This is a genomic window from Candidatus Thorarchaeota archaeon, assembly GCA_021498125.1.
Classification (GTDB): domain Archaea; phylum Asgardarchaeota; class Thorarchaeia; order Thorarchaeales; family Thorarchaeaceae; genus B65-G9.
In genome coordinates, this window is the sequence record JAIZWL010000003.1 from 145,601 (window position 1) to 167,364 (window position 21,764).

Annotated in this window: 32 protein-coding genes and 1 pseudogene; 23 read left to right on the forward strand and 10 right to left on the reverse strand. The window is 49.8% G+C overall.

Annotated features, from left to right (window positions below; translation table 11 throughout):
- Positions 1–8 precede the first annotated feature (8 nt).
- Positions 9–350: a translation initiation factor gene (locus K9W43_09680; GenBank protein ID MCF2137487.1), complete on the forward strand. Its 342-nt coding sequence runs from the start codon at positions 9–11 to the stop codon at positions 348–350.
- Between the two features lie 51 nt (positions 351–401).
- Here K9W43_09680 and K9W43_09685 read toward each other — a convergent pair whose 3' ends face one another.
- The 5 genes from K9W43_09685 to K9W43_09705 form a co-directional block, all read right to left on the reverse strand.
- Positions 402–1,370, reverse strand: coding sequence for a transcription initiation factor IIB (locus K9W43_09685; protein ID MCF2137488.1), 969 nt, complete (start codon positions 1,368–1,370; stop codon positions 402–404).
- A gap of 262 nt (positions 1,371–1,632) precedes the next feature.
- Positions 1,633–2,574 carry a type II methionyl aminopeptidase gene (gene map, locus K9W43_09690; GenBank protein ID MCF2137489.1) on the reverse strand — a complete coding sequence of 314 codons (942 nt, stop codon included), beginning with the start codon at positions 2,572–2,574 and terminating at the stop codon, positions 1,633–1,635.
- 74 nt (positions 2,575–2,648) lie between these two features.
- Positions 2,649–3,041, reverse strand: a complete 393-nt coding sequence (locus K9W43_09695) for a roadblock/LC7 domain-containing protein (protein ID MCF2137490.1) — start codon at positions 3,039–3,041, stop codon at positions 2,649–2,651.
- Positions 3,042–3,093: 52 nt separating this feature from the next.
- Positions 3,094–3,867 carry a geranylgeranylglyceryl/heptaprenylglyceryl phosphate synthase gene (locus K9W43_09700; GenBank protein MCF2137491.1) on the reverse strand — a complete coding sequence of 258 codons (774 nt, stop codon included), beginning with the start codon at positions 3,865–3,867 and terminating at the stop codon, positions 3,094–3,096.
- A gap of 73 nt (positions 3,868–3,940) precedes the next feature.
- Complete coding sequence (locus K9W43_09705) at positions 3,941–4,594, reverse strand: isoprenylcysteine carboxylmethyltransferase family protein (GenBank protein MCF2137492.1); 654 nt, start codon at positions 4,592–4,594, stop codon at positions 3,941–3,943.
- Positions 4,595–4,811: 217 nt separating this feature from the next.
- Here K9W43_09705 and K9W43_09710 point away from each other — a divergent pair, with 217 nt between their 5' ends.
- Both K9W43_09710 and K9W43_09715 read left to right on the forward strand, forming a co-directional pair.
- Entirely contained in the window at positions 4,812–6,791 is a 1,980-nt protein-coding gene (locus K9W43_09710) for a CoB--CoM heterodisulfide reductase iron-sulfur subunit A family protein (protein MCF2137493.1), read from the forward strand.
- Between the two features lie 49 nt (positions 6,792–6,840).
- Positions 6,841–7,470 carry a molybdenum cofactor guanylyltransferase gene (locus K9W43_09715; protein MCF2137494.1) on the forward strand — a complete coding sequence of 210 codons (630 nt, stop codon included), beginning with the start codon at positions 6,841–6,843 and terminating at the stop codon, positions 7,468–7,470.
- On the opposite strand, the gene hypD is transcribed toward K9W43_09715, so the two are convergent.
- Both hypD and K9W43_09725 read right to left on the reverse strand, forming a co-directional pair.
- Positions 7,467–8,546: a hydrogenase formation protein HypD gene (gene hypD / locus K9W43_09720; protein ID MCF2137495.1), complete on the reverse strand. Its 1,080-nt coding sequence runs from the start codon at positions 8,544–8,546 to the stop codon at positions 7,467–7,469. The two genes, K9W43_09715 and hypD, sit on opposite strands and share 4 nt — an antisense overlap.
- A gap of 71 nt (positions 8,547–8,617) precedes the next feature.
- Positions 8,618–8,938 carry a hypothetical protein gene (locus tag K9W43_09725; protein MCF2137496.1) on the reverse strand — a complete coding sequence of 107 codons (321 nt, stop codon included), beginning with the start codon at positions 8,936–8,938 and terminating at the stop codon, positions 8,618–8,620.
- Between the two features lie 190 nt (positions 8,939–9,128).
- On the opposite strand from K9W43_09725, the gene K9W43_09730 reads away from it, so the two are divergent.
- Positions 9,129–9,425 carry a DUF211 domain-containing protein gene (locus K9W43_09730; GenBank protein ID MCF2137497.1) on the forward strand — a complete coding sequence of 99 codons (297 nt, stop codon included), beginning with the start codon at positions 9,129–9,131 and terminating at the stop codon, positions 9,423–9,425.
- Between the two features lie 13 nt (positions 9,426–9,438).
- Here the strand turns inward: K9W43_09730 and K9W43_09735 are convergent, their stop codons facing one another.
- From K9W43_09735 to K9W43_09745, 3 genes are all read right to left on the reverse strand, one after another.
- On the reverse strand, positions 9,439–10,047 hold the full coding sequence (locus K9W43_09735) for a hypothetical protein (GenBank protein ID MCF2137498.1): 609 nt from the start codon (positions 10,045–10,047) through the stop codon (positions 9,439–9,441).
- A 126-nt stretch (positions 10,048–10,173) separates the two neighbouring features.
- Positions 10,174–10,764, reverse strand: coding sequence for a hypothetical protein (locus K9W43_09740; protein ID MCF2137499.1), 591 nt, complete (start codon positions 10,762–10,764; stop codon positions 10,174–10,176).
- 65 nt (positions 10,765–10,829) lie between these two features.
- Positions 10,830–11,051, reverse strand: a complete 222-nt coding sequence (locus K9W43_09745) for a 4Fe-4S binding protein (GenBank protein ID MCF2137500.1) — start codon at positions 11,049–11,051, stop codon at positions 10,830–10,832.
- 112 nt (positions 11,052–11,163) lie between these two features.
- Here K9W43_09745 and K9W43_09750 point away from each other — a divergent pair, with 112 nt between their 5' ends.
- From K9W43_09750 to K9W43_09840, 19 genes and pseudogenes are all read left to right on the forward strand, one after another.
- Positions 11,164–11,874 (forward strand): hypothetical protein, encoded by a 711-nt coding sequence (locus tag K9W43_09750; GenBank protein ID MCF2137501.1) that lies wholly within the window; start codon positions 11,164–11,166, stop codon positions 11,872–11,874.
- A gap of 75 nt (positions 11,875–11,949) precedes the next feature.
- Positions 11,950–12,339, forward strand: coding sequence for a hypothetical protein (locus K9W43_09755; GenBank protein MCF2137502.1), 390 nt, complete (start codon positions 11,950–11,952; stop codon positions 12,337–12,339).
- A gap of 435 nt (positions 12,340–12,774) precedes the next feature.
- On the forward strand, positions 12,775–13,239 hold the full coding sequence (gene rplV / locus K9W43_09760) for a 50S ribosomal protein L22 (protein ID MCF2137503.1): 465 nt from the start codon (positions 12,775–12,777) through the stop codon (positions 13,237–13,239).
- Positions 13,240–14,172, forward strand: a complete 933-nt coding sequence (locus tag K9W43_09765) for a 30S ribosomal protein S3 (protein ID MCF2137504.1) — start codon at positions 13,240–13,242, stop codon at positions 14,170–14,172.
- A gap of 2 nt (positions 14,173–14,174) precedes the next feature.
- The gene (rpmC, locus tag K9W43_09770) at positions 14,175–14,387 is read left to right on the forward strand and encodes a 50S ribosomal protein L29 (protein MCF2137505.1); all 213 of its coding nucleotides are present in this window, start codon (positions 14,175–14,177) and stop codon (positions 14,385–14,387) included.
- Complete coding sequence (locus K9W43_09775) at positions 14,384–14,668, forward strand: ribonuclease P protein component 1 (protein MCF2137506.1); 285 nt, start codon at positions 14,384–14,386, stop codon at positions 14,666–14,668. The genes rpmC and K9W43_09775 overlap by 4 nt, the downstream gene beginning before the upstream one ends.
- Before the next feature lies 1 nt (position 14,669).
- Positions 14,670–15,035 (forward strand): 30S ribosomal protein S17, encoded by a 366-nt coding sequence (locus K9W43_09780; GenBank protein MCF2137507.1) that lies wholly within the window; start codon positions 14,670–14,672, stop codon positions 15,033–15,035.
- Positions 15,036–15,038: 3 nt separating this feature from the next.
- A complete protein-coding gene (locus K9W43_09785) occupies positions 15,039–15,461 on the forward strand; it encodes a 50S ribosomal protein L14 (GenBank protein MCF2137508.1) in 423 nt (140 codons plus the stop codon).
- Between the two features lie 11 nt (positions 15,462–15,472).
- Positions 15,473–15,862 carry a 50S ribosomal protein L24 gene (gene rplX, locus K9W43_09790; protein MCF2137509.1) on the forward strand — a complete coding sequence of 130 codons (390 nt, stop codon included), beginning with the start codon at positions 15,473–15,475 and terminating at the stop codon, positions 15,860–15,862.
- Position 15,863: 1 nt separating this feature from the next.
- A complete protein-coding gene (locus K9W43_09795) occupies positions 15,864–16,619 on the forward strand; it encodes a 30S ribosomal protein S4e (protein MCF2137510.1) in 756 nt (251 codons plus the stop codon).
- Positions 16,616–17,209 carry a 50S ribosomal protein L5 gene (locus K9W43_09800; protein MCF2137511.1) on the forward strand — a complete coding sequence of 198 codons (594 nt, stop codon included), beginning with the start codon at positions 16,616–16,618 and terminating at the stop codon, positions 17,207–17,209. The genes K9W43_09795 and K9W43_09800 overlap by 4 nt, the downstream gene beginning before the upstream one ends.
- A 9-nt stretch (positions 17,210–17,218) precedes the next feature.
- The gene (locus K9W43_09805; protein ID MCF2137512.1) at positions 17,219–17,392 is read left to right on the forward strand and encodes a 30S ribosomal protein S14; all 174 of its coding nucleotides are present in this window, start codon (positions 17,219–17,221) and stop codon (positions 17,390–17,392) included.
- 15 nt (positions 17,393–17,407) lie between these two features.
- A complete protein-coding gene (locus K9W43_09810) occupies positions 17,408–17,800 on the forward strand; it encodes a 30S ribosomal protein S8 (GenBank protein ID MCF2137513.1) in 393 nt (130 codons plus the stop codon).
- A gap of 15 nt (positions 17,801–17,815) precedes the next feature.
- The gene (locus tag K9W43_09815; GenBank protein MCF2137514.1) at positions 17,816–18,379 is read left to right on the forward strand and encodes a 50S ribosomal protein L6; all 564 of its coding nucleotides are present in this window, start codon (positions 17,816–17,818) and stop codon (positions 18,377–18,379) included.
- A gap of 13 nt (positions 18,380–18,392) precedes the next feature.
- On the forward strand, positions 18,393–19,367 hold the full coding sequence (locus K9W43_09820) for a 50S ribosomal protein L32e (protein MCF2137515.1): 975 nt from the start codon (positions 18,393–18,395) through the stop codon (positions 19,365–19,367).
- Positions 19,364–19,816: a 50S ribosomal protein L19e gene (locus tag K9W43_09825; GenBank protein ID MCF2137516.1), complete on the forward strand. Its 453-nt coding sequence runs from the start codon at positions 19,364–19,366 to the stop codon at positions 19,814–19,816. The genes K9W43_09820 and K9W43_09825 overlap by 4 nt, the downstream gene beginning before the upstream one ends.
- Positions 19,817–20,386, forward strand: a pseudogene (locus K9W43_09830) (50S ribosomal protein L18).
- Between the two features lie 208 nt (positions 20,387–20,594).
- A complete protein-coding gene (locus K9W43_09835) occupies positions 20,595–21,269 on the forward strand; it encodes a 30S ribosomal protein S5 (protein ID MCF2137517.1) in 675 nt (224 codons plus the stop codon).
- Positions 21,269–21,751: a 50S ribosomal protein L30 gene (locus tag K9W43_09840; protein MCF2137518.1), complete on the forward strand. Its 483-nt coding sequence runs from the start codon at positions 21,269–21,271 to the stop codon at positions 21,749–21,751. The genes K9W43_09835 and K9W43_09840 overlap by 1 nt, the downstream gene beginning before the upstream one ends.
- The last annotated feature ends 13 nt before the right edge of the window (positions 21,752–21,764 follow it).

Sequence of the window (21,764 nt, forward strand, 5' to 3'; positions counted from 1 at the left end):
CGTGAAACCTGTCAGACGAAGACGGAATATGTCCAAATTGTGGTCTCCCCAAAGACCTCTGTGTCTGCGAGACCATCGCACAAGAAGAGGCGCGAATAACAGTCACCGTTGAACGACGCAAATGGGGTCGGCTCACAACGGTTGTTTCTGGTTTTGACAAGAATATCGATCTCAACGATATGGCGACCAAGCTCAAAAGTAAGCTTGCCTGTGGTGGCGCTGCAAAGCGCGGGCATGTAGAGCTTCAGGGCGACCATCGTGGTGTGATCAAGGATGTCTTGAGTAAACTGGGGTTCCCTGAAGAGTCCATCCACATCGATTGGTCGTTCAAAAGATCCGGTCGAAGGTAAGTAACTCTTACGCGCTGCTTGTCGTGCGAGGCGAGAGCGGTCACGCTCTAGCTAGTTCAGTGTATCTACGGAATCGATACGGAGAACTCGTACTATCTCTTTGTATCGATTTCTGACGGTTACCTCTGTTACTCGTGCGACTTCAGCGATTTCGCGTTGTGTTCTGCGCTCATCCAATAGAATTGATGCCACATAGATCGCTGCCGCTGCAAGACCTAGCGGATCTCTGCCTATCGTGAGACCCATCTCTCTGCTCTTTCGTAGTATTTCTACAGTTCTTATCTGTACAGGACTGGAGAGTGATAGATCGGATGCAAATCGGGGGATGTAGTCAATTGGATTGGAAAGTGGTATCTTGACCTTGAGGCTTCGTAAGAGCAGTCTATAACATTGCCCCAATTTTTTCTTATCGACTCGTGACGCATCAGCCACCTCGTCAAGAGGTCGGGGCTTTTGTCGAATCCTGCATGCTGCATAGAGTGTTGCGGCGACCATCGCCTCTATTGATCGTCCCCGTACTAATTTCTTGATTATTGACTTGCGGTAGAGCACTGCTGCAAGTTCTCGGATGGATTTTGGCAGGGACAGCTGGGATGCCAGTCTCTCAAGTTCTGACATGGCCTGTGCAAGATTTCTGTCGATTGATCCATGCACCCGTGAACGGATCTGCCACTTTCGTAATCGATAGATCTCGGACCTGCGTGAGGGACTCAGCTTTCGCCCTGAAGTATCCCGATCTCGCCAATCAATCATTGTCGAGAGGCCCTTGTCATGGATCGTGTAGCGCATTGGTGCTCCCACACGACTTCGTGCATCAGCCTCTTCTGCACTGAATGCCCTCCATTCTGCGCCTGTATCAATCCTGTGATCTGATAGGACCAGCCCGCATCCCGCACAGATGCGTTCACCACGTGCAAGGTCTTCTACGACCTGAGTTGACCCACATTCGGGACATACAATCTGTTGTATACTACTCCCCTCTGGTAAATCCCGTTCTGCATTGCTCTGCGAACCTTCCACACATTTCCTCCCCTGTACAGGTTGGCGGGTGTCTCGAAGCAAGAAATCGTTGACAGCACGAGGCATCGTAGTGTACTAGGCCCGAGAATTGCCCAATGTTGATTGTATAATGTTGAACAAGTTGTCCAATCTTTCTGTTGCTGCTTGCAACCCACCTCATATCATATCCACAAAGACGCATTTAATGATTGTGGGAAGACTATTACGGTCTGTTAGATGCATATTTCAACGGGAAAGCGCTATTTTTGTAGAACTTGATCCTCTAGGTGGTCTGTTCGTGGCCGTCTTCTGTGATGATTATGGTGTGTTCGTGCTGAGCCACAAGTTCTCCCTTTTCCTCTGCTAGGATATGATGCGAGATGAGGGCCCCGTTCTGTTGTAGTTCTCTGATCGCCATCTTCAACGCGGCATGTTTCATACGCTTGGCCAACCATCGTTCGGCAAATGGGAACTCTTTGTATTCGCGTCGAGCGATCCCAAGAAATTGTTTTGACCCCTTGAAGCGGACAGGCACTCGTATTGGGAGAAGTTGATAGATCACCGGGTTGGGCAGATCACTGATGTTTCCAGAGCCCGTACTTGCAAAGGTCTCAACGGCATAGAACTCACCCGCCTCTACCTTGACCTCCGCCTTCCCCGATACACAAGGTACTTGTTTATCACTGTGTAGAACCCAGCGTTCAAGTTGGTGTCCCGTCAATTGTTTGATGGGTTCAAATCCTGCGCTTCGGATCGTGTCTTCTATGAGTGCACCAATCGTGTTGAGTTTTGCTCCCGGCCTCATTAACTCGATAGCTACTGTCGTAGCCTCTTGGGCCGCCTTGACCAGGCTCTCATGTTCCGGGTTAAGGGCTTTAGTGAATGCGGTGTCAGAGATATACCCATCAATATGTGCACCACAATCGACAGTGACAAGATCTCCCTCTTGGATGACCGTTTCATCATTCAGGGGTGAGGTGTAGTGTGCTGCAATATTGTTGATCGACACGTTGCAAGGGAATGACGTGCCGTCCGCATGTTCTAGAATATATCCCTCCACAGCCTCGACAATGTCGATCACTTTGGTACCGGGCTTGATCATGGGGCGAGCAATATCAAGTGCTTCTCTTGCCACCACGCCCGCGCGACGCCATTTATCTAGTGGGTCTTCATTCTCATCATTCTCTTTGGTCTCTTTGTCGGGGGTTGGTTTTTTGTCTGACAAATCGATTCACCTGTGATATGGCCGTATGGAGGCAATGGACTCCTTTGATAAAAGTGTTGGAATGTGATATTCTCTCACAGGATAGATGCGATCTTGTTTGCTACACGAGTCATCATGAAGAACATGTACCCAAGGTTGACCTTCTTACTTGTGAGCGTGCAGAGCAATGCATCTTCTCCCGCATTACAGATGATAATGTACCCCTTCTCGCCCTCCACAAGCATTCTGACCAACTCGCCACGCTTCAGCTGTTTGAATACCTTGCGTGTGGACATGTCGATCTGAGTCGTCCTTCCTGCAATGATATCCTCATCTGGAACATCACTACCCGGTTTTCCATCGGGGTAATGGGAACAGATTGTTAGTCCCTGTGACTTCGATATGATTAAACTGGCCTGAACATTTCCTTGGGAGGCTCTGCTCAGGTCCTCAAGCAGCTCGGTAAGCTTCTCTGTCTTACTGGACAATTACGGGTGACCTCCCTTAGGCGCGCACTATATTCAGGAAGAGCCTCACTATTTAAACTCTCTTGGCGCCAGTCTCCTTTAGTGCTTTGACTATTTTGGTGAGACCTGTACCATTATCTCTTATTGCCTGTTTCTCCACATACGTCCCTTGCACCACAATATGAGCTCCTGCCTCGACCGCATTTGTCACGGACTGAGCATCATTGAATCCGCCACCTGTGATGATCGGGATGTCAGAGAACTGGGAGACGGTCGAGATGATCTGAATTGGTACTCCTCCGCCTTCCGCACCGCTCCCTGCCTCCAGATAGACAAGCTTGAATCCCATGAGCTCGGCAGCAAGTGCGTACATTAGTACCAGCTTGGGTTTATCTCGTGGAAATGGTTTGGCATCGCCGACCCATGCAGCCGTCTTCCCCGGTGCGATGAGCAAGTATGCCATCGGGATCGCCTCAAGACCTGACATCTTGACACGGGCCGCTGCAAGTGACTGCGCACCGACGATCCAGTATGGGTTTGTGCTGTTGAGAAGGCTCATGAAGAACATGGCATCAGCATACTCGGAGACCCCAGTGATATTGCCCGGAAAAAGAATGGTCGGGATATCAATCGCCTCTGAGATTGCCTTGACGGCCTCGTCGATGACTCCAAAGATGGTGCTTCCCCCTATCATGATTGCGTCAGTCCCTGCCTGCTCCGAGAGCTGGGCCAGTTTGACTACCGTGTCAGTGGACATCTGTAATGGATCGGGATCGAGTAGGGTAAAATGAAGTGCACCTTCGGTGTCTATCTTGTCCCTAATATACTTCCAGACTTTTTCGGACATGATTTTGTCTCCAGTGTATAACGAAGCTGCCTCATGGCTGGCTTTTTACAGTTTTGGTGATTGTGCTGCGTCACTAGTTTGAGGCCCCGTTCTGATCGTTCCTGCTTCTTATGCGCGGAAGAAATCGTCCTGTTCTGTTCATATATTCGCGGTATGTATCTCCAAAGTGGTGCAAGAGGCCTCTCTCCTCAACAATAGCGATCTGATAGTATGCAGGGATCCCAGTGAGTAGTATCGCCGTCACGAGTGAGGGGAACATCAGAAACAGCCCCGCAAAACTCAACCAATATGATAGGTATGAGGGATGCCTGACCTGCGAATACGGCCCCCTTGTGACAAGCCTGTGATCTTTAGGCATTAGCCACGAGCTAGCCCCTGCTCCGCGAACGGCTCGTGACCATAGATGGAGAAAGATGCCGCTCTCCAACAATGCAAAACCGACAATCCAGAGCCACATGGGAGAATCATATGATACTATGAGTACGAGTAATAATAGCGTCATATTGTGCTGTAGCCATGCGACGGATATGACCAGGACCAATAGAAATGAGAGCAGTGTAGTGATTGTCACGATCCAAAGTACGTTTCGTGGAAGGTCCTCATTTGGTTCTTTTAATCCGGCGTTCTTCTGTCGCCTGATTTTTTTAATATCAAGATAGATATGCGTGATGACATCCACCGTTGTAAGTATGCCCGTTACTGGGCCAATGATCTGAAGATCTATCATACTGCGTCAGCACACCTATGAATTTTGAAGATACTATTGGATTTGTTCATTTGGTATCATGCAGATACACACTTTCGAACATATTTCACGAGCTGTATGACCGAAAATGGAACGTAATCCTTTATTATTCCTCTAGTGCATCGTTCCTCATAATATCGACAACGGGGCTGTGCAGGTATGAACTGCAAAGCACGCTGTGCGCGACGAGGAATCGATCATGCCTGAACCACGAATTGGAATTTTCATTTGTCATTGTGGTAGTAATATCGCAGGTGTCGTGGATATAGGCCGAGTACTAGATGAGGTGAAGAATCTTCCAAATGTCGTGCATGTGGAGGATTACAAGTATCTCTGTTCCAGACCCGGCCAGCAGATCATCAAGGATAGAATCAATGAGATGCGTCTCGATCGAGTGGTCATTGGTTCCTGTTCTCCGCGGATGCATGAACTGACCTTTCGACAGACCATGCGAGAGGGTAATCTAAATCCGTTCCTTCTTGAGATTGCTAATCTACGTGAACAGAACAGCTGGATTCATCAGGAACACCCCGAGGCCGCTACCGAGAAGGCTATCGATCTCATCCGTATGGCAGTCGCGCGCGCAAGATTATTGGAGCCACTTGAAGAAACCGAAGTGGCCATTGAGAAATCCTCTCTGGTCATTGGTGGCGGGATCGCAGGTATTTCAGCCGCCCTTGACATGGCCGATGCGGGATTCAAAGTATACATTGTCGAAAAGGAGCCCAGCATTGGCGGAAAGATGGCCCGCTGGGACAAGACCTTCCCCACACTTGATTGTGCCTCCTGTATTCTGACCCCGCGAATGGCGGAGACCGGGTCTCATCCAAACATCGAGCTCTTGACGATGGCCGAGGTCGATCAGGTGGAGGGCTTCGTTGGTAACTTTGAGGTGACCATCAAACAGCGACCACGTTATGTTGACATTGACAAGTGTACCAGTTGCGGTGACTGTTCTGATGTCTGCCCTGTTGATGTTCCCGCAGAGTTCGATGCAAATCTGACATATCGTAAGGCGATCTATATTCCCTTTGCGCAGGCAGTTCCCTCAGCCTACCTCTTGGACATGGACAACTGTCTTGGTGTTGATGCGGTACGCTGTGGCAAATGTAAGGAGGCCTGCGGTGCAGAGGCTATCAATTATGACGATCAAGAGAAGACGATCAAGATCAAAGTCGGTACCATTATTGTAGCAACGGGCTTTGACCTCTTTGACGCCACAAAGAAAGAAGAGTACGGGTACGGCGAGTTTCCGAATGTGGTCAATATCGGCGAAGTGGAACGCATGCTCAGTTCAGCCGGACCGACACAAGGACATGTGGTCCGCCCCTCTGATCTGAAAGAGCCGAAACGTATCGTCTATGTCCAGTGTGTTGGCAGTCGGGATGAGCGTACGAACCGGTATTGTTCGCGTGTCTGTTGTATGACTGCAATCAAGCAGGCTCGAATGATCCGTGACAAGTTGGGTGCGGAGATCTACATCTTCTATATTGACCTTCGAACCTTCGGAAAGGGTTACGAGGAGTTCTATGAGTCAACAGCAGCGGCCGGTGTCAATTTCATTCGTGGCCGTGTTGGAGAGATCCTGCAAGATGACGAGACTCATAGTCTGACTGTGAGGGGTGAGGACACGCTTCTCGGGAAACCCGTCAATCTGGATGACGTGGATCTTGTTGTTCTGTCTACCGGGGTCGTGCCTCCAGAGTCGGCAAAGAAGGTCCGTCATATTCTCAATCTTAGTCAGTCCCCTGATGGGTTCTTGCTTGAGGCGCATCCAAAGCTTCGCCCTGTTGATAGTTTTAATGATGGTATCTTTGTTGCAGGCATGGCTCAGGGTCCAAAGGATATTCCCGATACTGTCGCTCAGGCCAAGGCTGCGGCAGCAGGTGCGATGGCACTAATGGGCAAGGGTAAGATCAGTATTGAGCCATACTATTCCATTGTTGACGAGAACAAGTGCTCTGGCTGCAGGGTCTGCGTCTCCGTCTGTCCCTACAATGCAATTACGATCAACGAACGCGAGAAGGCGAATGTCAATCCTGCGCTCTGCAAGGGCTGTGGAACCTGTACTGCGACCTGCCCTAGTGGAGCTATCACATCGCAGCACTATACCGATGGCCAGATTCTTGCAATGATCAACGAGTATCTGTCCGGAACGATCGGGGCGCCACAGGAATAGAACGATACATATCGGAAGCATTTTCCGTAGGTCGTAGAGTGTAGTCGGTATGACCGAACCGCAACTGACAGTGGCAATTCTTGCTGGAGGCGATTCCACTCGCTTTACTACTGATAAGGCTCTGGCTCAGTTTCGTGGACGCCCCCTACTCCAGCATATGTTGGCTATTGCCCATCAAGTATCGTCTAATGTCATAGTTGTGGTCTCGAGCGAGGATCAGGCGGACCGATTCAGACCACTGGTGGGTTCGGTCAAGATAGTCTCCGACCCTGAGGGCACTGAGAAGTGTGCACTCACAGGGGCCTTGACCGCATTCGAGTATGTTGGTTCCCCGTTTACGCTCCTGCTTCCTGTAGACACGCCCTTGGCAAACGTGCCTCTTCTGAAGGCACTGTACGATCTTAGGGGCACGCATAGTGCTATTGTCCCCTCTTGGCCTGAGGGCTATGTTGAGCCTCTCCATGCGGTCTATCGTACAGAGACCGCCTATGCACGGGGTCTCGGCATCTTTGAACAGGGCGACCGGAAGATGCAGGCCCTTCTCGATGTCCTGCCTAATGTGCTCTACATATCCACACTGGTCCTCAAAGAATTTGATCCCGACTTGAGAACCTTTGCTAATATCAATACCGAACAAGATCTCAGGCGCCTTGAGAGGCATCGCGGCCGTGCAAGTTAGAGGTTCATGTTCAGATAACGTATTCTGCATGTTCCCTCATGACCGACCATACAGGGGCCGTAGGGTTCAGCGGCCGTGCACTGTTTTCCAAATAATGGGCAGTCTTCAGGGTCTAATATTCCAAGAATGACTTTGTGACATTGGCATCCGGGAAGAATATCTACAGACTCCATTGGTGGGAACTCGAACTTCTTACGGGCATCGTGATCCGCAAATCTCTCGTGTAGATAATATCCCGACTTCTTTATCACACCGAGACCTCGCCATGGAGCATCATCGATATAGAATGCGTCCTCCAGCATCTTGAGAGCAACGGGGTTCCCCTCAGGACGGACCACTCTCCTGTACTCGTTTTCAGAGGTTGCGCGTCCCTCCTCGATCTGGACCAGTATCATCCTTACTGCTTCGAGCACATCTAATGGCTCAAACCCTGCTGCAACACAGGGAACATGATGCTTCTCCGCAAGTGGTTCGTAGACCTTCGTACCAATGATCGTGCTCACATGACCTGGAGTTATGAAGCCATCAACAGCAAACCCCTCGATATGCACAAGGATCTCCATTGCTGGAGGGATTACCTTTAGTGAGGTGAAGAGCGAGAAGTTCTCGGGAGGGCCTCTCAGTATCTCTACTGCGAATGTTGGAGCAGTGGTCTCAAAACCCGCTCCCATGAAAATGACCTCTCTGTCGGGGTTCTCGCGGGCTATCTCAACGGCATCGTTGATTCCATATACGACTCGCACATCAGCCCCTTTCATCCGTTCCTTTTCAAGCGACGAGGTGGTCGAGGGAACCTGTATCATGTCACCAAATGTTGTAATGATATGTCCCTGTCGTGCAAGTTCTACGATCTTATCGACATCTTCGGCAGCACAGACACAGACTGGGCATCCCGGACCCGCAACGAGTGAGATGTTTTCAGGAAGAAGCGCCCGGAGACCATTACTACTGATCGTGTCCTCGTGAGTGCCACAGACATGGACGATTCGAATCTTTTTCCCTTTGGAGCGACGTTGGATCTCTCGAACAATTGCCTCTGCATAATGAGGATCACGGAATTTCTTGAAGTCGAGCATTCTGTTTCAGGGCCTCGTCGCGTCTGATGTTGTGAGGCCATAAAAGAGCCATGATATGGCCGTGACGGATCTCAAGTGGTCTTCGAGTGTGCCTCATCTAAAAGTACCAAGGCCTCCCCGATCGATATTGAGAGGCGACCCGCCAGCTCACGCGGTGAAATGTCTGGTCTCTCTGGCAATATGTGTGCCTGCAAATAGCTTGCAAGACCCGGATAAAGAGGATTCCTTCGAGTGGTCTCTACAAGAATGGGCCAGAGCGGATTGTTTTTGACATCCCCTAAGTCTTCATCAAAGAGGGGTCCTATAAAGACTGGTCGTCCTATTGAAGATGTGTTCGTCTTTGAGAGTGGAGTTGCTGGTTCAAAATGATCCGTCAATCTCTTCTGTTTCATCTGCATCCCTTCAGGTAGTGCATCCCGGCGTGGACTGAGTCCAAGGATAGTATTCTCAAGAATGTTTTAAACATTGAGGGAGATGAACTGGACATTAGCCAATTTAGTAAGCTTTAACTAGATGCTTCTGAGTGGTCTAATAGTATAAGATTACTGGCCTCGAGCCAGCAACCTGGGGAATGATTACCAATTGCCACACGGCATCCGTAGAATAGTTTTGGACGTTTTGAAACCGCACACACCACGAATCACCGACCTTGCGTTGATGATCTCGCGGGATGAGCGGGTGAACGGTATTAATCTCTCTCTCAAAGAGGTTGATCAGAATACAGAGTCAATTTCGGTGACAATTGAGGGTGATGACCTCGACTTTGAATCGATCAAGGAGATTCTTGAGCAAGCAGGTGCTGTCATCCATTCAATTGATCAAGTAGTCGCTGGAAAGCGATTCGTGGAAGAGGTCACTCTTCAACCAGAGAATAGCTGATGTCTGTTGAGAGTCAATGGTCAAGTTCTTTGACCAGTCGTTGACTCTCGACCTCGATCTTTCTTTTTACGATTCCAAGTAGTTCCTGCTCAAATACCGTTGGAATTATTTTCACGACATTACAGAGCCTGTCTACGATGCGTTCCGCAAGTGCGGCTGGCGATACTGCTCCGCCCCGTACGATACTCAGTACGACTTCTTCTCCAACGCTTGATTTCACAATCGAATTTATCACGCTAGCGATTGTGCCATTCGGGTCTGCAAAGAAGGGTAACTGTGTCCTGTCGCGGAAGACAAGGAATCCCAAGGTCTCAACTATGCTATCCGTATACCATTCGAGGCTCGATTCTTTCAATCTGAGTCGCATGGCAAACTCATTCTTTGTCAGTGGGTTGGGGTGGCTCCAAGGATGTCGTGAGACAATGTATAATGCTGCACCAAAAAGGGAGTCTGCCTCTCGTGGGGCACCCATTTGGGAGATGTATCGTCTGACCAAGTCCAACGCTACTGACTGATAGCGTTCGTCAACCCTGTTCTCCTCGTAAAATCCGTGAGCATCGCGCACAAAATTCACTACTACTTGCGGGTTGACAACCATTTCCGTGTTCTCGCTATGATACACGATGCTCTCTCCTGCCGTCTCTAACCGACAGCCATGTTCTCTCGGGGATTTTCTGAATATAAACCATTTTGCATGCGAAGTTGAGGTGAGGGGATTCCGCGCGCTGCCGTTTTTCGACGTTTTTGCCTATCGTTTTGTGTAAACCTTTTCCAAGGCCCATCGTAGCGCACGCTGAATCTCTTCCAATCGTGCCTTTGTTCCATAATTTTTAATGATTATCTCCTTCAAGAATCCCTCTTCATCACTCACGTTGAAGTCGAAGACCTGATCCCATGTGATCTCGCCATTCTCGACCCTATGACGATCCTCCTGCTGGAACTTGCCGAGTATTCGTTCTACAAAGAACCTTGCAAATGCACCTCGCTTGATGTCATAGAGTGCATCCTCAGCAGGGGTGATCACGAGCGTGCCATTCTCGTTCTGTATCGTGGCCAAGAGAGTCGTTCGTGATTTATTGAAGACCTCTATGGTCTTGGGGGTCTCGGGTGCAGCGGTCTCCGGTGTCCTCTGCACTGTGGCTGTTGGTTGTGTGGTATCGACCTTTCCAAGGGCCGTATCGGCAGTGGCAAAGCTCCCAACGCCTATAGTATTATCCAGTGCCTGACGGTATGCTCGGATCTTTTCTAACCGTGCACTGAGTCTCTCGTATTCTTCATCAAGTTCTTTTCTCAATTCTAAGAGAATTCGTATGCGAGGATCTTCCAGTGCATGCACCACCTTTTCAAAGACTTGCCCGAGCAGGTAAGTCTTCCTGCACTTGTATATCTTCGCTTGTATTATATTCACGTATCTTCGATGACCCTGATAGCGAAATCAGGGCATTCCATCTCACATATGTGACATACAACGCAAGCTTCGAGATCGGCAACTACAGGCAGGTAAAACCCTCTATTATCAACTTTGTCGGCCTGTGCAAGAACATCATGAGGACAGACCGAGATACATATCCCACATCCTTTGCACAACTTACCGTCAACGGCTATTTCCTTCGCTTTTCGAGGCACTGACTAGTCACCACTCTGGGCCTCAGGCGTCCCCGATATAATGCTTGGCATTCGGCGGCCGAGAGTGTCAATTAAATACACAGATTACTGAGAGTTGATTGGAGTTCGCACGATGAAACAGTATCTTGTCTTCATGTGCCCTCGATGTAGGCACTACACAAACGCACCAGTCGGTCAGAAACGCAGGGTCTGTAGCTACTGTGGAAAGATCATCGACATCTCAAAGGCTGCAACTGCTCTCTTTGATGACTCGCATGCTGCGGCCGAGGCCGTCAAGCAGTTCAATGCCGGTAAGGATCACGATTTCGAGGAGGTTGTGCGGGAGTCCCGTGAGAAGATCCTTCGGTTGTTACCTCCTTCCCGCCTCAAGGTGGGGGACGTTGCTGATGATGTCAAAGGAGAGACGCTACCGACTGGGAAGACTCGTCGGCTCATGATGCTTCTTGAACGCTTGGCTCTTGATCAACCCTGCACTATTGGTGAGTTGGAGGACGCATGCAAAAAGTATGGTCTTCAATGGTCTTGGGCTGAGGCTCAACTGGAGAAGCTCTTTGCTGCTGGTGAAGTCTTTTATCCAACCCCTTGGAAGATTCGTTACATTGGTGCGCATGCGGACAAGAAGAAGCCCAGCACGATTGTGGATATCACGAACGAATTGCTGGCCTATCTGCGGAAACATGATGAAGAGGTTTCTGTTAAAGATTTGTACGCTCACTATGCGCAACATGGGGTATCTGAGGAGTCGGTTGATGCGGCACTTGAACGTCTGATGCGACAGAATGAGATCTATCAGCCTAAGCCAAACTACGTGCGTGCGTTGTGATTCCCGAGAGCTTAAATGAAAAGGTTCAGAGAGTGACTAAGGTAACAAGAGAATAAGAAAGGGACGCCAAAGAGAATGCCGATAGTTGAGTTGGTCGCCAAGAAGATTCTGAGATATTCCCCTGATATAGGCCTCAACATAATCGATCTAATTGTCCTACTGTGGCTATACTCGAATCCGTATGAGAGCAAACGCAGACAACTCTCCAGTATGAAGAATGTTCTGCGCATGACTGAGAGCATTCAGTCCCCTGATGGGGGCGTTCCAATAACCGATGACGAACTGACCCAGATTGTACTTGGCAGCCTTGATCGGTTGAAACGGAAAGGGCTTGCCTATATCAGGTCGTCCGGGCATCTCTTCGTCAAAGGAACGTTAACCGAAAAGGGAGTGCGTCTTGTTGAGGGGACAATTGATACACCCTCCTTGAGGCGTGTGACTGCCGAGTTTGGAAATAATCCATAGACCGAATTGAATCACGCTATAAAAAGCATCTATTATATTATTATTTATCTCTGCTTCTCCGAATACGGGACCGTTTTATTCCCGCATGGCCCCTCGAATACGGCAAAAATACATTCAACATTAGAGATCTGAAATATTACAGATGTGCTTTGAATAACAGGTTCCAAGAAGTGATAGTGGCCTACTTTTTCTATAAAATGGTCGAGTGATAAGGTTTAAATGATAATCCCTGCGGTGGGCTGGTATCCCTTTACGGAATAGCTGTTTCAAGACCGAAGGAAGCAGTACAGGCATTGACTTCTGCTCGCGGAACCGCCTGTATACGTGTGCCGGAGCGTCTTGGGGTGGTTATTGAGGGAAAACGACCGATTAGTCAGGCTCACAATAGTGAGAGACTTGGCCACGCCATGTCATTAGCACCGGAAGTGTGGTACCATGCCATCATACCGATATAGCATAATAGGCATTGACCCGGATAAGACCGCCATAGCAAGCGGCAGGAATATGAGATGTTCCCCGAAACAAAGCAGAGAAGTCTGTAAAGCGATCAAAGGCATGATGCTCGATAAGGCAATTGAGCTTCTCGAGAGTGTGATCGAGGAAAAGGCATGGATCCCCTACAGACGACACAAAAAGAAACGCGGTCATCATGCAGGAATGAAGAAGTGGGCTGCAGGAGGCCATCCGGTAAAGGCATCAAAGATGATTCTGAAGGTCCTCAAGAATGCAGAGGCAAACGCCGATGACAAGGGCCTTGATATCGATCGCCTGAAGATTGTACATGCCGCAACCCAGAAGGGCCGGACATACAAACAATTCATTGAACGAGCCTTCGGTCGGAGTTCGCCTTACTTCGAGATCACATCACATGTTGAGATTGTAGTTGAAGAGGTGGCCTAAGTGTCGGCAGTCAAATATTTTATTGAACAAAATGCCCGGCGATTGAGAATTGATGAGTTCTTAGCAATGGAACTCAACTCGGCAGGCTATGGTGGTGTCGAGATTCGCAAGATGCCCACTCGTACCGAGGTCATTATTCATGCCTCTCGACCGGGTGTTGTTATTGGTCGTCGCGGCTCAAAGATTCGTGAGCTCACAGACATCTTGGACCACGACTTTGGCATTCGGAATGTACAGGTGGAAGTTGCAGAAATCGAGAACCCATGGCTCAGCGCGCAGGTGATGGCCTCACGATTGGCACGCCAGCTTGAGCGTGGTGTACGATTTCGTAGGATGGCCTACTGGATTCTGCGTCGTGTCATGCGTGCAGGAGCATTGGGCTGCGAGATTATAGTCAAAGGTAAACTGTCAAGCCGGCGAGCACGTTATCAGAAATTCAGGCAGGCAACTATCGCCAAGACTGGGCGTCCTGCCGAAGTCTTTGTTGATGAGGCTGATGACATTGCGGTTCTCAAACCCGGTGTCATTGGTGTTAAAGTTCGAATTATGAAACCCGATGCTAAACTGCCAGGCGTCATTACGGTCAAGAAACCAAAGGTGAAGAAGGTCAAAGAGCGTGAACTGATCAAGGCCCCTGAAGAACCCACTGAAGAAGAGGTCACAGAGGCTGAGGCTATCGAGGAAGAACTCGAAGGTATCACCGATATCGACGAGCTTCGCGAGCTTGAAGAATTGGACGCCTTGGATCTTGTCGAGGACACTCCCACAGAACCCACATCAAGTGAGCCTGTGACTGATACAGACTCCACACAACCTGCTGAGGAGCCCTCTACGGAGAAGACCGCCGAGGCTGAAAAACCAGTGGAAGAGGGTCCGACCGATGTGGATCTCTCAGAGCTCGACGCACTGGACAAGATTGAAGGAGATGAGTAATCATGGCACGACTTACTGCTAAGGACATTCGAAGTCTTACTGATGCCGAGCGTAAGAAAAAGCTCGATGATCTCTATGACGAGCTTTCCACTGTGAGAATACAACTTGCAACTGGTGGTGGCACCGAGAACCCCTACAAGATCCGCGGTGTGCGAAGAGCCATTGCTCGAATTCTCACTATTCAACGCGAATCGGAGTTGGAGGCCCTCAAATGACAATCACACCTGAATCTCTCGTGAAGCATGAGATTACGGGGTTACACGCCCATATCGTTGATGCTCGTGATCCTGGCCTTGTATGCAGAGAGGGTACTATCATCGGGGAAACTCGGAACATGGTCTATCTTGAGACCCTCTCCGGGCTTGTAAAAGTCCCCAAGTCAGTATCTGTATTTGATATGCAATTGCCAAATGATACAGTTGTCAGGGTTGACGGACACCTTCTTGCGGGTCGTCCGGAAGACAGGCTAAAGAGGCCCATCAAGAGGAGATGGTAAAATGAGTAAGAGTAAGGTCAAGGTGCGCAATATTGGCATCCCTAATGTAACGCCACCTGAAAAGACATGTGAAGATCCGAACTGCCCCTTCCACGGAAGTCTTCCTGTTCGTGGTCGGATCATGGAGGGAGTGGTCACAAGTACTCGAATGCATAAGGCCTGTACGTTTCAACAGGACTATCTGAGTCTCGTCAAGAAATACTCACGATACGAAAGACGCAGATCAAAAAAGCATGCACATGTTCCCGATTGCATGGAGGTACGGGTTGGAGATACAGTCAGAGTTGTAGAATGCCGCCCACTCAGCAAGACGGTTTCGTGCGTTGTTATTGAAGTGAAACACCCCGAGGTTGGTCAGGAGGAGTAATCAATGTCGAGGAAGCTAAGCAGAGGAATTAGAAAGTTCATTCCGAGGATGTCCCGTGGTCTGCCTATTGGTGCCACACTCGTCTGTGCAGACAACTCTGGTGCCAAGGAGCTCAGACTGATCACAGTCCTCGGTTACAAGGGTAAGCTGCGCAAGCTTGGCAAGGCAGGTATAGGTGACAGAGTCAATGTTGCAGTAACCAAAGGCAAGCAGGAATTGAGAAAACAAGTCCTTACAGCAGTCATCGTCCGCCAGCGCAAAGCCTACAGACGACCCGATGGCACATGGATGCAGTTCGAAGACAACGCTGCGGTCCTCATCAAACCAGGTGGTGAACCACAAGGTTCTGAGATGCGCGGTCCAATGGCTCGTGAGGTCACTCTGAAATGGCCCCGTGTAGCAGCCATTGCTTCAAAGATAGTATGAGGTCGAGAAAGATGACAAAAAAGCCGAGTAGCAAGTCTCCCCGCAAGCAGCGACGACGTATATCCCCCCAGACCCCCTTGCACACGCACAAGAAACTGCTCAGGTGTAAACTTGACGAGTTGCTCAGAGAGGAATATGGCGTAAGATCGATGGTTGTCAGAAAGGGCGATCTTGTTCGTATCATGCGTGGTCAATTTCGTGACACTGAGGCTAAGGTGACAAATGTAGACTATAGACATGTTCGAGTCTATGTCGATGCCGCAACTACAGCAAAGGCAGACGGCAAGGAGGCACCAGTTCCTCTGCACCCATCGAACCTCATGATTGTCAAGATGGAACTCGATAATGAACGAAAGCAGATTCTTCAACGCAGAGCTGCTACATTAATGGAGGATGAGTAGAGTGGCGCGACGAGGACAAAAGAAGCATCTCAAACGACTGCCAGCACCTAAACACTGGCCAATTCAACGAAAACATGGTAAGTTTGCGACCCGAGTGATTCCGGGGCCACACCCCAAAGAAGAGTCACTCACTCTCGCTATACTTCTCAGAGAGGTCTTGGGTTACGCCGAGACGATGCGAGAAGTGAAGAGTATCCTCAACTCGCGTCAGATCTTAGTGGATGGCAGAGTGAGAACTGAGCCTCGATTCCCAGTAGGTGTCATGGATGTTATAGAGATCACCTCTTCAGGCGAACGGTTCCGACTTCTACCAAAGACCCGTGGCGGTCTTCGACTTGTTCAGATTGATGATAGCGAGGCGACCATCAAGCTCTGTCGTATAGAGCGAAAGATGATGGTGTCTGGAGGAAAGCTCCAGATGACCCTTCATGATGGTCGTAACATCCTTCTACCTGAGGGTAGAAATGCATCCGAGTTTAAGACACTCGATACGATTAAGATCACAGTTCCCGATCAGAAACTTCTCGAGTCATATCCTCTCAAGGAGGGCGCCTATGCAGTAATCACTCAGGGCAAGAACGTCGGTATCGAGGGGCGAATCATTGCTATTGAGCGACGGTTCGGCACTCATGCCAGTACGGTCACTCTTGAGGATCCAAATGGCACGCGCGTCCAGACAGCACTTGAATACGTCTTTGTTGTGGGCAGCGATCACCCAGAGGTCAGACTTGAGTCAACTGGAGGTGTTGCAGCATGACCGCTGTAGAAGAGACTCTTACACCCCATGAAGATGTCATTGTCAAGGAATGGGAAGCATATCCCATGCGCCGGCCTTTCATCTCAAAGGTCATTGTCGATATGTGTACAGGCGGTGGAGAACCGTTGAAGCGCGCATCAACTATCCTTGAGCAATTGACGGGGCAGACTCCTGTTCAGAGTCGCGCGAAGCAGACAATTCGTGATTTCGGCATCAGAAAGAGAGAGGCAATCGCAGTCCGTGTGACTCTTCGTCATGAGCGGGCCAAAGACTTTCTCAAGAGAGCATTAGAAGCCAAGGAGCATGTCCTTCTGATCAAGAACTGGGATGAAGACGGTAATTTTGCCTTCGGAATAAAAGAACACATCGATATTCCCGGAGTCAAATATGATCCACAGCTTGGAATTCAAGGCATGAACATAACCGTGGTCTTGGAACGGCCAGGCTTCAGAGTCAAGAGACGCCGTAGACGTAAGAACAAGGTTCCTTGGCGCCATAGGCTTACTCGTGAAGAGAGCATGGTGTTCGTCAAGAACGAGTTTGGAGTCGAGATTCTGGAGAAGGAGCGTGAACGCACGTATCTGTTCTAGAGGTGATTAATGATGAGTAGTAAAGGACGAGAACGTGATAAGAAGCGCAAGATGGGAAAGGGAAGCAGGACGTGCACCCGGTGTGGAACGCACCGCGCAATCATCCGCTCCTATGGTCTCAACATGTGCCGCCGCTGTTTCAGGGAAACTGCGGAGAAGATGGGATTCCGCAAATACAGGTAGGGAGGTCTTGAAAGAATGACGCTACTAGATCCACTGGCTGATGCAATGTCAAGCATCTACAACAGCGAGATCATCGGCAGATCTGAGGTGGTAATCGCACCTGCCTCCAGCCTCATTGAGCGTGTACTGCATGTGATGCAGATAAAAGGCTACATTGGCGAGTTCGAGAGAATCGACGATGGAAAGGCTGGCCGGTTCCGGATTCAACTCATGGGCCGGACCAATAAATGCGGTGTGATCAAACCACGCTACCCTGTCAAACGAGATGGCTTTGAAAAGTTCGAGAAACGATTCCTTCCAGCCTATAACTATGGTATCCTCATTGTTACCACCCCGCAAGGAGTGATGACCCACGAGGAGGCCAAGAAACGCGGGATTGGAGGACGGCTCCTCGCTTACGTGTATTAATGGAGGTCAAAGATAATGCCCAAAGAAGCACTCTATGAGAAGCGTATTGAAGTTCCCAGTGAATGTCAAGTCGAGGTTGATGATAAGACAGTGAAAGTGACTGGGCCAAAGGGCACCCTTGAGAGGGTTTTCCCTGAGCCTTACACCGAGATCCGTCTTGACGGGAATGAGATAGTGGCCTCCACAAATATCTCACGTAAACGCACACGTGCCCTAGTCGGTACGATCATTGCACATCTTAGAAACATGTTCATCGGTGTAGTTCATGGGTACACCTATGAGATGAAGATTGTGTTCTCACACTTCCCAATCACTGCGGAACAGCGTGGTCAAGAGATCATTATCAAGAATTTCATCGGTGAACGAGGAATACGAAAGGCCCGCCTCATTGGCGATGTGGAAGTGAAGATTACGGAGGATGATATCATCATCAGCGGGATCAACATTGAACACGTCTCCCAGAGCGCGGCGAATATCCAGCTCGCCTGCAAGATTCGTGACAAAGACCGCCGAGTCTTCTTGGATGGTATCTATGTCATCCGGAAACGGAAGGGCGAGGAAGTAAAGTCCATTGTATAAGGAGGAGTAATTGATGTCAGAGAAGTCGAAGACGACCAAGTCAAAGACGAAGAAGACCGAAGACACTCCAAAGGAGCCAAAGAAGACAACCACCAAGAAGACAACCACCAAGAAGACAACCACCAAGAAGACAACCACCAAGAAGACGACCGCGAAGAAGGCCGAGGCGGCTCCAAAGAGCAAGACGTCCTCCAAGAAGACGACTACCAAGAAGAAGACGACTGCAAAGAAGTCTGAGGCAAAGGAAGAGAAGCCAAAGGCGGCCAAGAAGAAGACGACTGCAAAGAAGTCTGAGGCAAAGGAAGAGAAGCCAAAGGCGGCCAAGAAGAAGACGACTACCAAAAAGTCAACCAAGGCAGAGGCTGCAAAACCAAAGAAGGCCCCCGCAAAGAAGACAAAGGCCAAGGAAGAGAAGCCAAAGGCGGCAGCCAAAAAGACAACAGCCAAGGCAAAGACCACAACCAAGACCAAGCCGAAAAAGAAGGCTTCCGCCAAGGCAAAGCCTAAGGCTAAACCCAAGGGCCCGCTCACACGTGAGATGGTCCTCAAGTCAAGAGAATTTCGTATTGCTCAGGCAATGCGCCATCGACAGCCCGCTTTCAGACATGATCAAGCACACCGCTGGATTCGTGTCAAAGACTCGTGGCGTAAGGTTCGAGGAATAGACAGTCCTACTCGGCAGAAGCGTCGCGGCCGTATCGCTATGGTCGAGGCCGGATTCCGCAAGCCCAAACTGGTCAGGGGCCTCCACCCCTCAGGTTTCGTTGAAGTGCTTGTGTACAGACCTGCCGATCTTGATGGTCTCAATCCTGATATCCATGCAGTCCGAATTGCTAGGACCGTGGGAAGTCGTAAGCGTCAAGATATCATCAAGAAGGCTGAGACCATGATGATTCGGGTGCTCAATGCTGGTACTCCGGAGAGCATCATGGAAGAAGACCTCTTTACAGAGCTAGATGGCATTGACATGGAGGTCGGAACACGATGAAATTGAGTACACAGAAGCGACTTGCTGCACAGGTCATGAAAGTAGGCAGGTCTCGTGTCTGGATAGATCCAGAGTTTATCGATGAAGTATCTCTTGCAATTACAAAAGAGGACATTCGTCGGCTTATTGATGAGGGTGCAATTCAAAGGCATCAAAAGAAAGGTGTCAGTCGAGGCCGTGCCCGTTATGTGATGCGACAAAAACGGAAAGGGCAGCGAAAGGGGCCTGGTCATCGAAAAGGCAAGGCCACTGCAAAGCTCTCCGGTAAGGAACGCTGGATGCGCAAGATCCGACCCATGCGACATGAGCTCAGACGACTTCGTGATGAGGGACGGATCACTCGGAGCACCTACCGCGAGCTTTACCTCAAGGCAAAGGGCAATGCTTTCCGTAACACAGCGCACCTCAAGACCTACATTGCGGAACACAAGTTGGAGGTGTCCAAGTAAATGGCCCATGGACCGACATATCGAGTCAAGTTTAGACGACGCAGAGAAGGTAAGACAGACTATTACAGGCGTCGACGTCTGCTTCTGTCAAGGCTCCCGCGTCTTGTTGTTAGAAAGACGAACACTCAGATCATAGTACAAGTGGTGAGTGCCCATGTACAAGGCGATTCGACGATTGCGTCGGCTGTGTCCACTGAGTTGAAGAACTATGGCTGGGATGCCAGCACTGCAAATCTCCCTGCAGCGTATCTGACAGGACTCCTTGCAGCACGACGAGCAAAGGCACGAGGCACTGGTAAGGCCATCTTGGACATTGGACTCAATCCGCCCATTCGTGGCTCCAAGGTCTTTGCCGCACTCAAGGGTGCTCTGGATGGCGAGCTTGACGTACCACATGATCCAGAGATCCTGCCTCCTGATGAGAGGATCTCCGGGCAACACATTGTGGCAGCGTACAAGCATTTCAGCGAGATCTCAGGCACCACCCAGTTCTCAAAACTTGGTGTGAAAAAGACGACGCTCACCTCACTACCAAAGAAGTTCGAAACAGTCAAGAAGGCACTTCTTGATATTCCTCCGGCTGACCTGAAACGAAAGAAAAAGAAAAAGGCTCCAGCTAAGGCCAAGTCCGCTGCGGCCAAGAAGGCCAAGCCCAAACGGGAACGACTTGAGGTTCGGGCGCCACGTGCAGTCCCACGCAAGCCTAAGCCCAAGAAGCTGATTGCCCGTAGTAAAGGCAAGAAGGGCAAGAAAAAGAAGAAGTAGGGGATGAATGATAATGAGTAAACAGAGAAGACGACGCACACCCCGATCCGACTATGACCCACTTCAAGACTGGGTTCCAAAGACCAGTCTCGGCCGCATGGTCAAAGAGGGTCACATTAACTCTCTTGAAGAGATATTCCTGAACAACTTCCGCATTCGTGAGCCAGAGGTTGTGGATGTTCTCTTTCCCGATCTTCGGCAGGAAGTTGTCGATGTGACTATGGTCCAGCGACAGTCGGATAGTGGTCAGCAAAAGAGTTTCAGGGTCACGGTCGTTGTCGGAAACGGTGAGGGCGTTATAGGTATAGGTGTTGGAAAGGCACCAGAATTCGTTCCTGCTGTCCGTGCGGCCGAATCGCGAGCGAAACTCAATATTACTGTCTTCAGACGTGGTTGCGGCTCTTGGGAATGCCGTTGTGGCGAACCCCACAGTATACCCTTCCAAGTATCTGGGCGTTCAGGTTCTGTAAAGGTCACGCTTCGTCCTGCACCTAAGGGTACTGGACTTGTGACGGCAGACGTGGGCAAGATCGTGCTCCGTATCGCCGGACTTAATGATGTCTGGTCAATCACAAAGGGACGATCACGCACATCCTCCAACTTTGCAAAGGCATTCGTCAATGCATTGTCCAAGACTTACAAGATGCTGCCACCTCAAGAATGGACCACACCAGGAGTGTATGAGTAATGAGTGCAGAAGAGCCAGTAGTTCTTGCAATTCGACTACGTGGGACCGTCAGTGTACGCCCTCAGATCGAAGACACACTCAACAAGCTACATCTTGTTCGGCTTCATCATGCGGTAATCCTCAAGCTCACGCCAAGTCTGCGTGGGATGATCACGAAATCAAAGGATTATATCACATGGGGCGAAGTTGATGCGGAAACCGCTGAACTGCTTCTTACAAAGCGAGGACGCTTGCCCGGTGGCGAACGCCTCACAGATGCATATGTGAAGAAGCATTCTGACTACAGCAGTATCAAGGCCTTTGCAAAAGATCTTGCAGCGGGCAAAGCAAGTGTCAAGGATGTTGAGGGTCTCAAACCCGTATTTCGGCTCACCCCTCCAACAGGAGGCTTCAAAGGCAAACGCCATCTGCCGGTTGGAATGGGCGGAGTCAATGGCTATAGAGGTAAGGGTATAAACGAATTTGCTAAGAAGATGATATGAACATAAGAGGTGT

What these genes read in the sequence shown, in the direction of transcription:
- K9W43_09775 (MCF2137506.1), top strand. Translation starts at nt 14,384, where the DNA reads ATGACAATCACACCTGAATCTCTCGTGAAGCATGAGATTACGGGGTTA.
- hypD (MCF2137495.1), bottom strand. Translation starts at nt 8,546, where the DNA reads ATGCTCGACTTCAAGAAATTCCGTGATCCTCATTATGCAGAGGCAATT.
- K9W43_09780 (MCF2137507.1), top strand. Translation starts at nt 14,670, where the DNA reads ATGAGTAAGAGTAAGGTCAAGGTGCGCAATATTGGCATCCCTAATGTA.
- K9W43_09835 (MCF2137517.1), top strand. Translation starts at nt 20,595, where the DNA reads ATGAGTAAACAGAGAAGACGACGCACACCCCGATCCGACTATGACCCA.
- K9W43_09710 (MCF2137493.1), top strand. Translation starts at nt 4,812, where the DNA reads ATGCCTGAACCACGAATTGGAATTTTCATTTGTCATTGTGGTAGTAAT.
- K9W43_09715 (MCF2137494.1), top strand. Translation starts at nt 6,841, where the DNA reads ATGACCGAACCGCAACTGACAGTGGCAATTCTTGCTGGAGGCGATTCC.
- K9W43_09750 (MCF2137501.1), top strand. Translation starts at nt 11,164, where the DNA reads ATGAAACAGTATCTTGTCTTCATGTGCCCTCGATGTAGGCACTACACA.
- K9W43_09785 (MCF2137508.1), top strand. Translation starts at nt 15,039, where the DNA reads ATGTCGAGGAAGCTAAGCAGAGGAATTAGAAAGTTCATTCCGAGGATG.
- K9W43_09805 (MCF2137512.1), top strand. Translation starts at nt 17,219, where the DNA reads ATGATGAGTAGTAAAGGACGAGAACGTGATAAGAAGCGCAAGATGGGA.
- K9W43_09815 (MCF2137514.1), top strand. Translation starts at nt 17,816, where the DNA reads ATGCCCAAAGAAGCACTCTATGAGAAGCGTATTGAAGTTCCCAGTGAA.
- K9W43_09840 (MCF2137518.1), top strand. Translation starts at nt 21,269, where the DNA reads ATGAGTGCAGAAGAGCCAGTAGTTCTTGCAATTCGACTACGTGGGACC.
- K9W43_09755 (MCF2137502.1), top strand. Translation starts at nt 11,950, where the DNA reads ATGCCGATAGTTGAGTTGGTCGCCAAGAAGATTCTGAGATATTCCCCT.
- K9W43_09825 (MCF2137516.1), top strand. Translation starts at nt 19,364, where the DNA reads ATGAAATTGAGTACACAGAAGCGACTTGCTGCACAGGTCATGAAAGTA.
- rpmC (MCF2137505.1), top strand. Translation starts at nt 14,175, where the DNA reads ATGGCACGACTTACTGCTAAGGACATTCGAAGTCTTACTGATGCCGAG.
- K9W43_09820 (MCF2137515.1), top strand. Translation starts at nt 18,393, where the DNA reads ATGTCAGAGAAGTCGAAGACGACCAAGTCAAAGACGAAGAAGACCGAA.
- rplX (MCF2137509.1), top strand. Translation starts at nt 15,473, where the DNA reads ATGACAAAAAAGCCGAGTAGCAAGTCTCCCCGCAAGCAGCGACGACGT.
- K9W43_09800 (MCF2137511.1), top strand. Translation starts at nt 16,616, where the DNA reads ATGACCGCTGTAGAAGAGACTCTTACACCCCATGAAGATGTCATTGTC.
- rplV (MCF2137503.1), top strand. Translation starts at nt 12,775, where the DNA reads ATGCCATCATACCGATATAGCATAATAGGCATTGACCCGGATAAGACC.
- K9W43_09700 (MCF2137491.1), bottom strand. Translation starts at nt 3,867, where the DNA reads ATGTCCGAAAAAGTCTGGAAGTATATTAGGGACAAGATAGACACCGAA.
- K9W43_09725 (MCF2137496.1), bottom strand. Translation starts at nt 8,938, where the DNA reads ATGAAACAGAAGAGATTGACGGATCATTTTGAACCAGCAACTCCACTC.
- K9W43_09810 (MCF2137513.1), top strand. Translation starts at nt 17,408, where the DNA reads ATGACGCTACTAGATCCACTGGCTGATGCAATGTCAAGCATCTACAAC.
- K9W43_09705 (MCF2137492.1), bottom strand. Translation starts at nt 4,594, where the DNA reads ATGATAGATCTTCAGATCATTGGCCCAGTAACGGGCATACTTACAACG.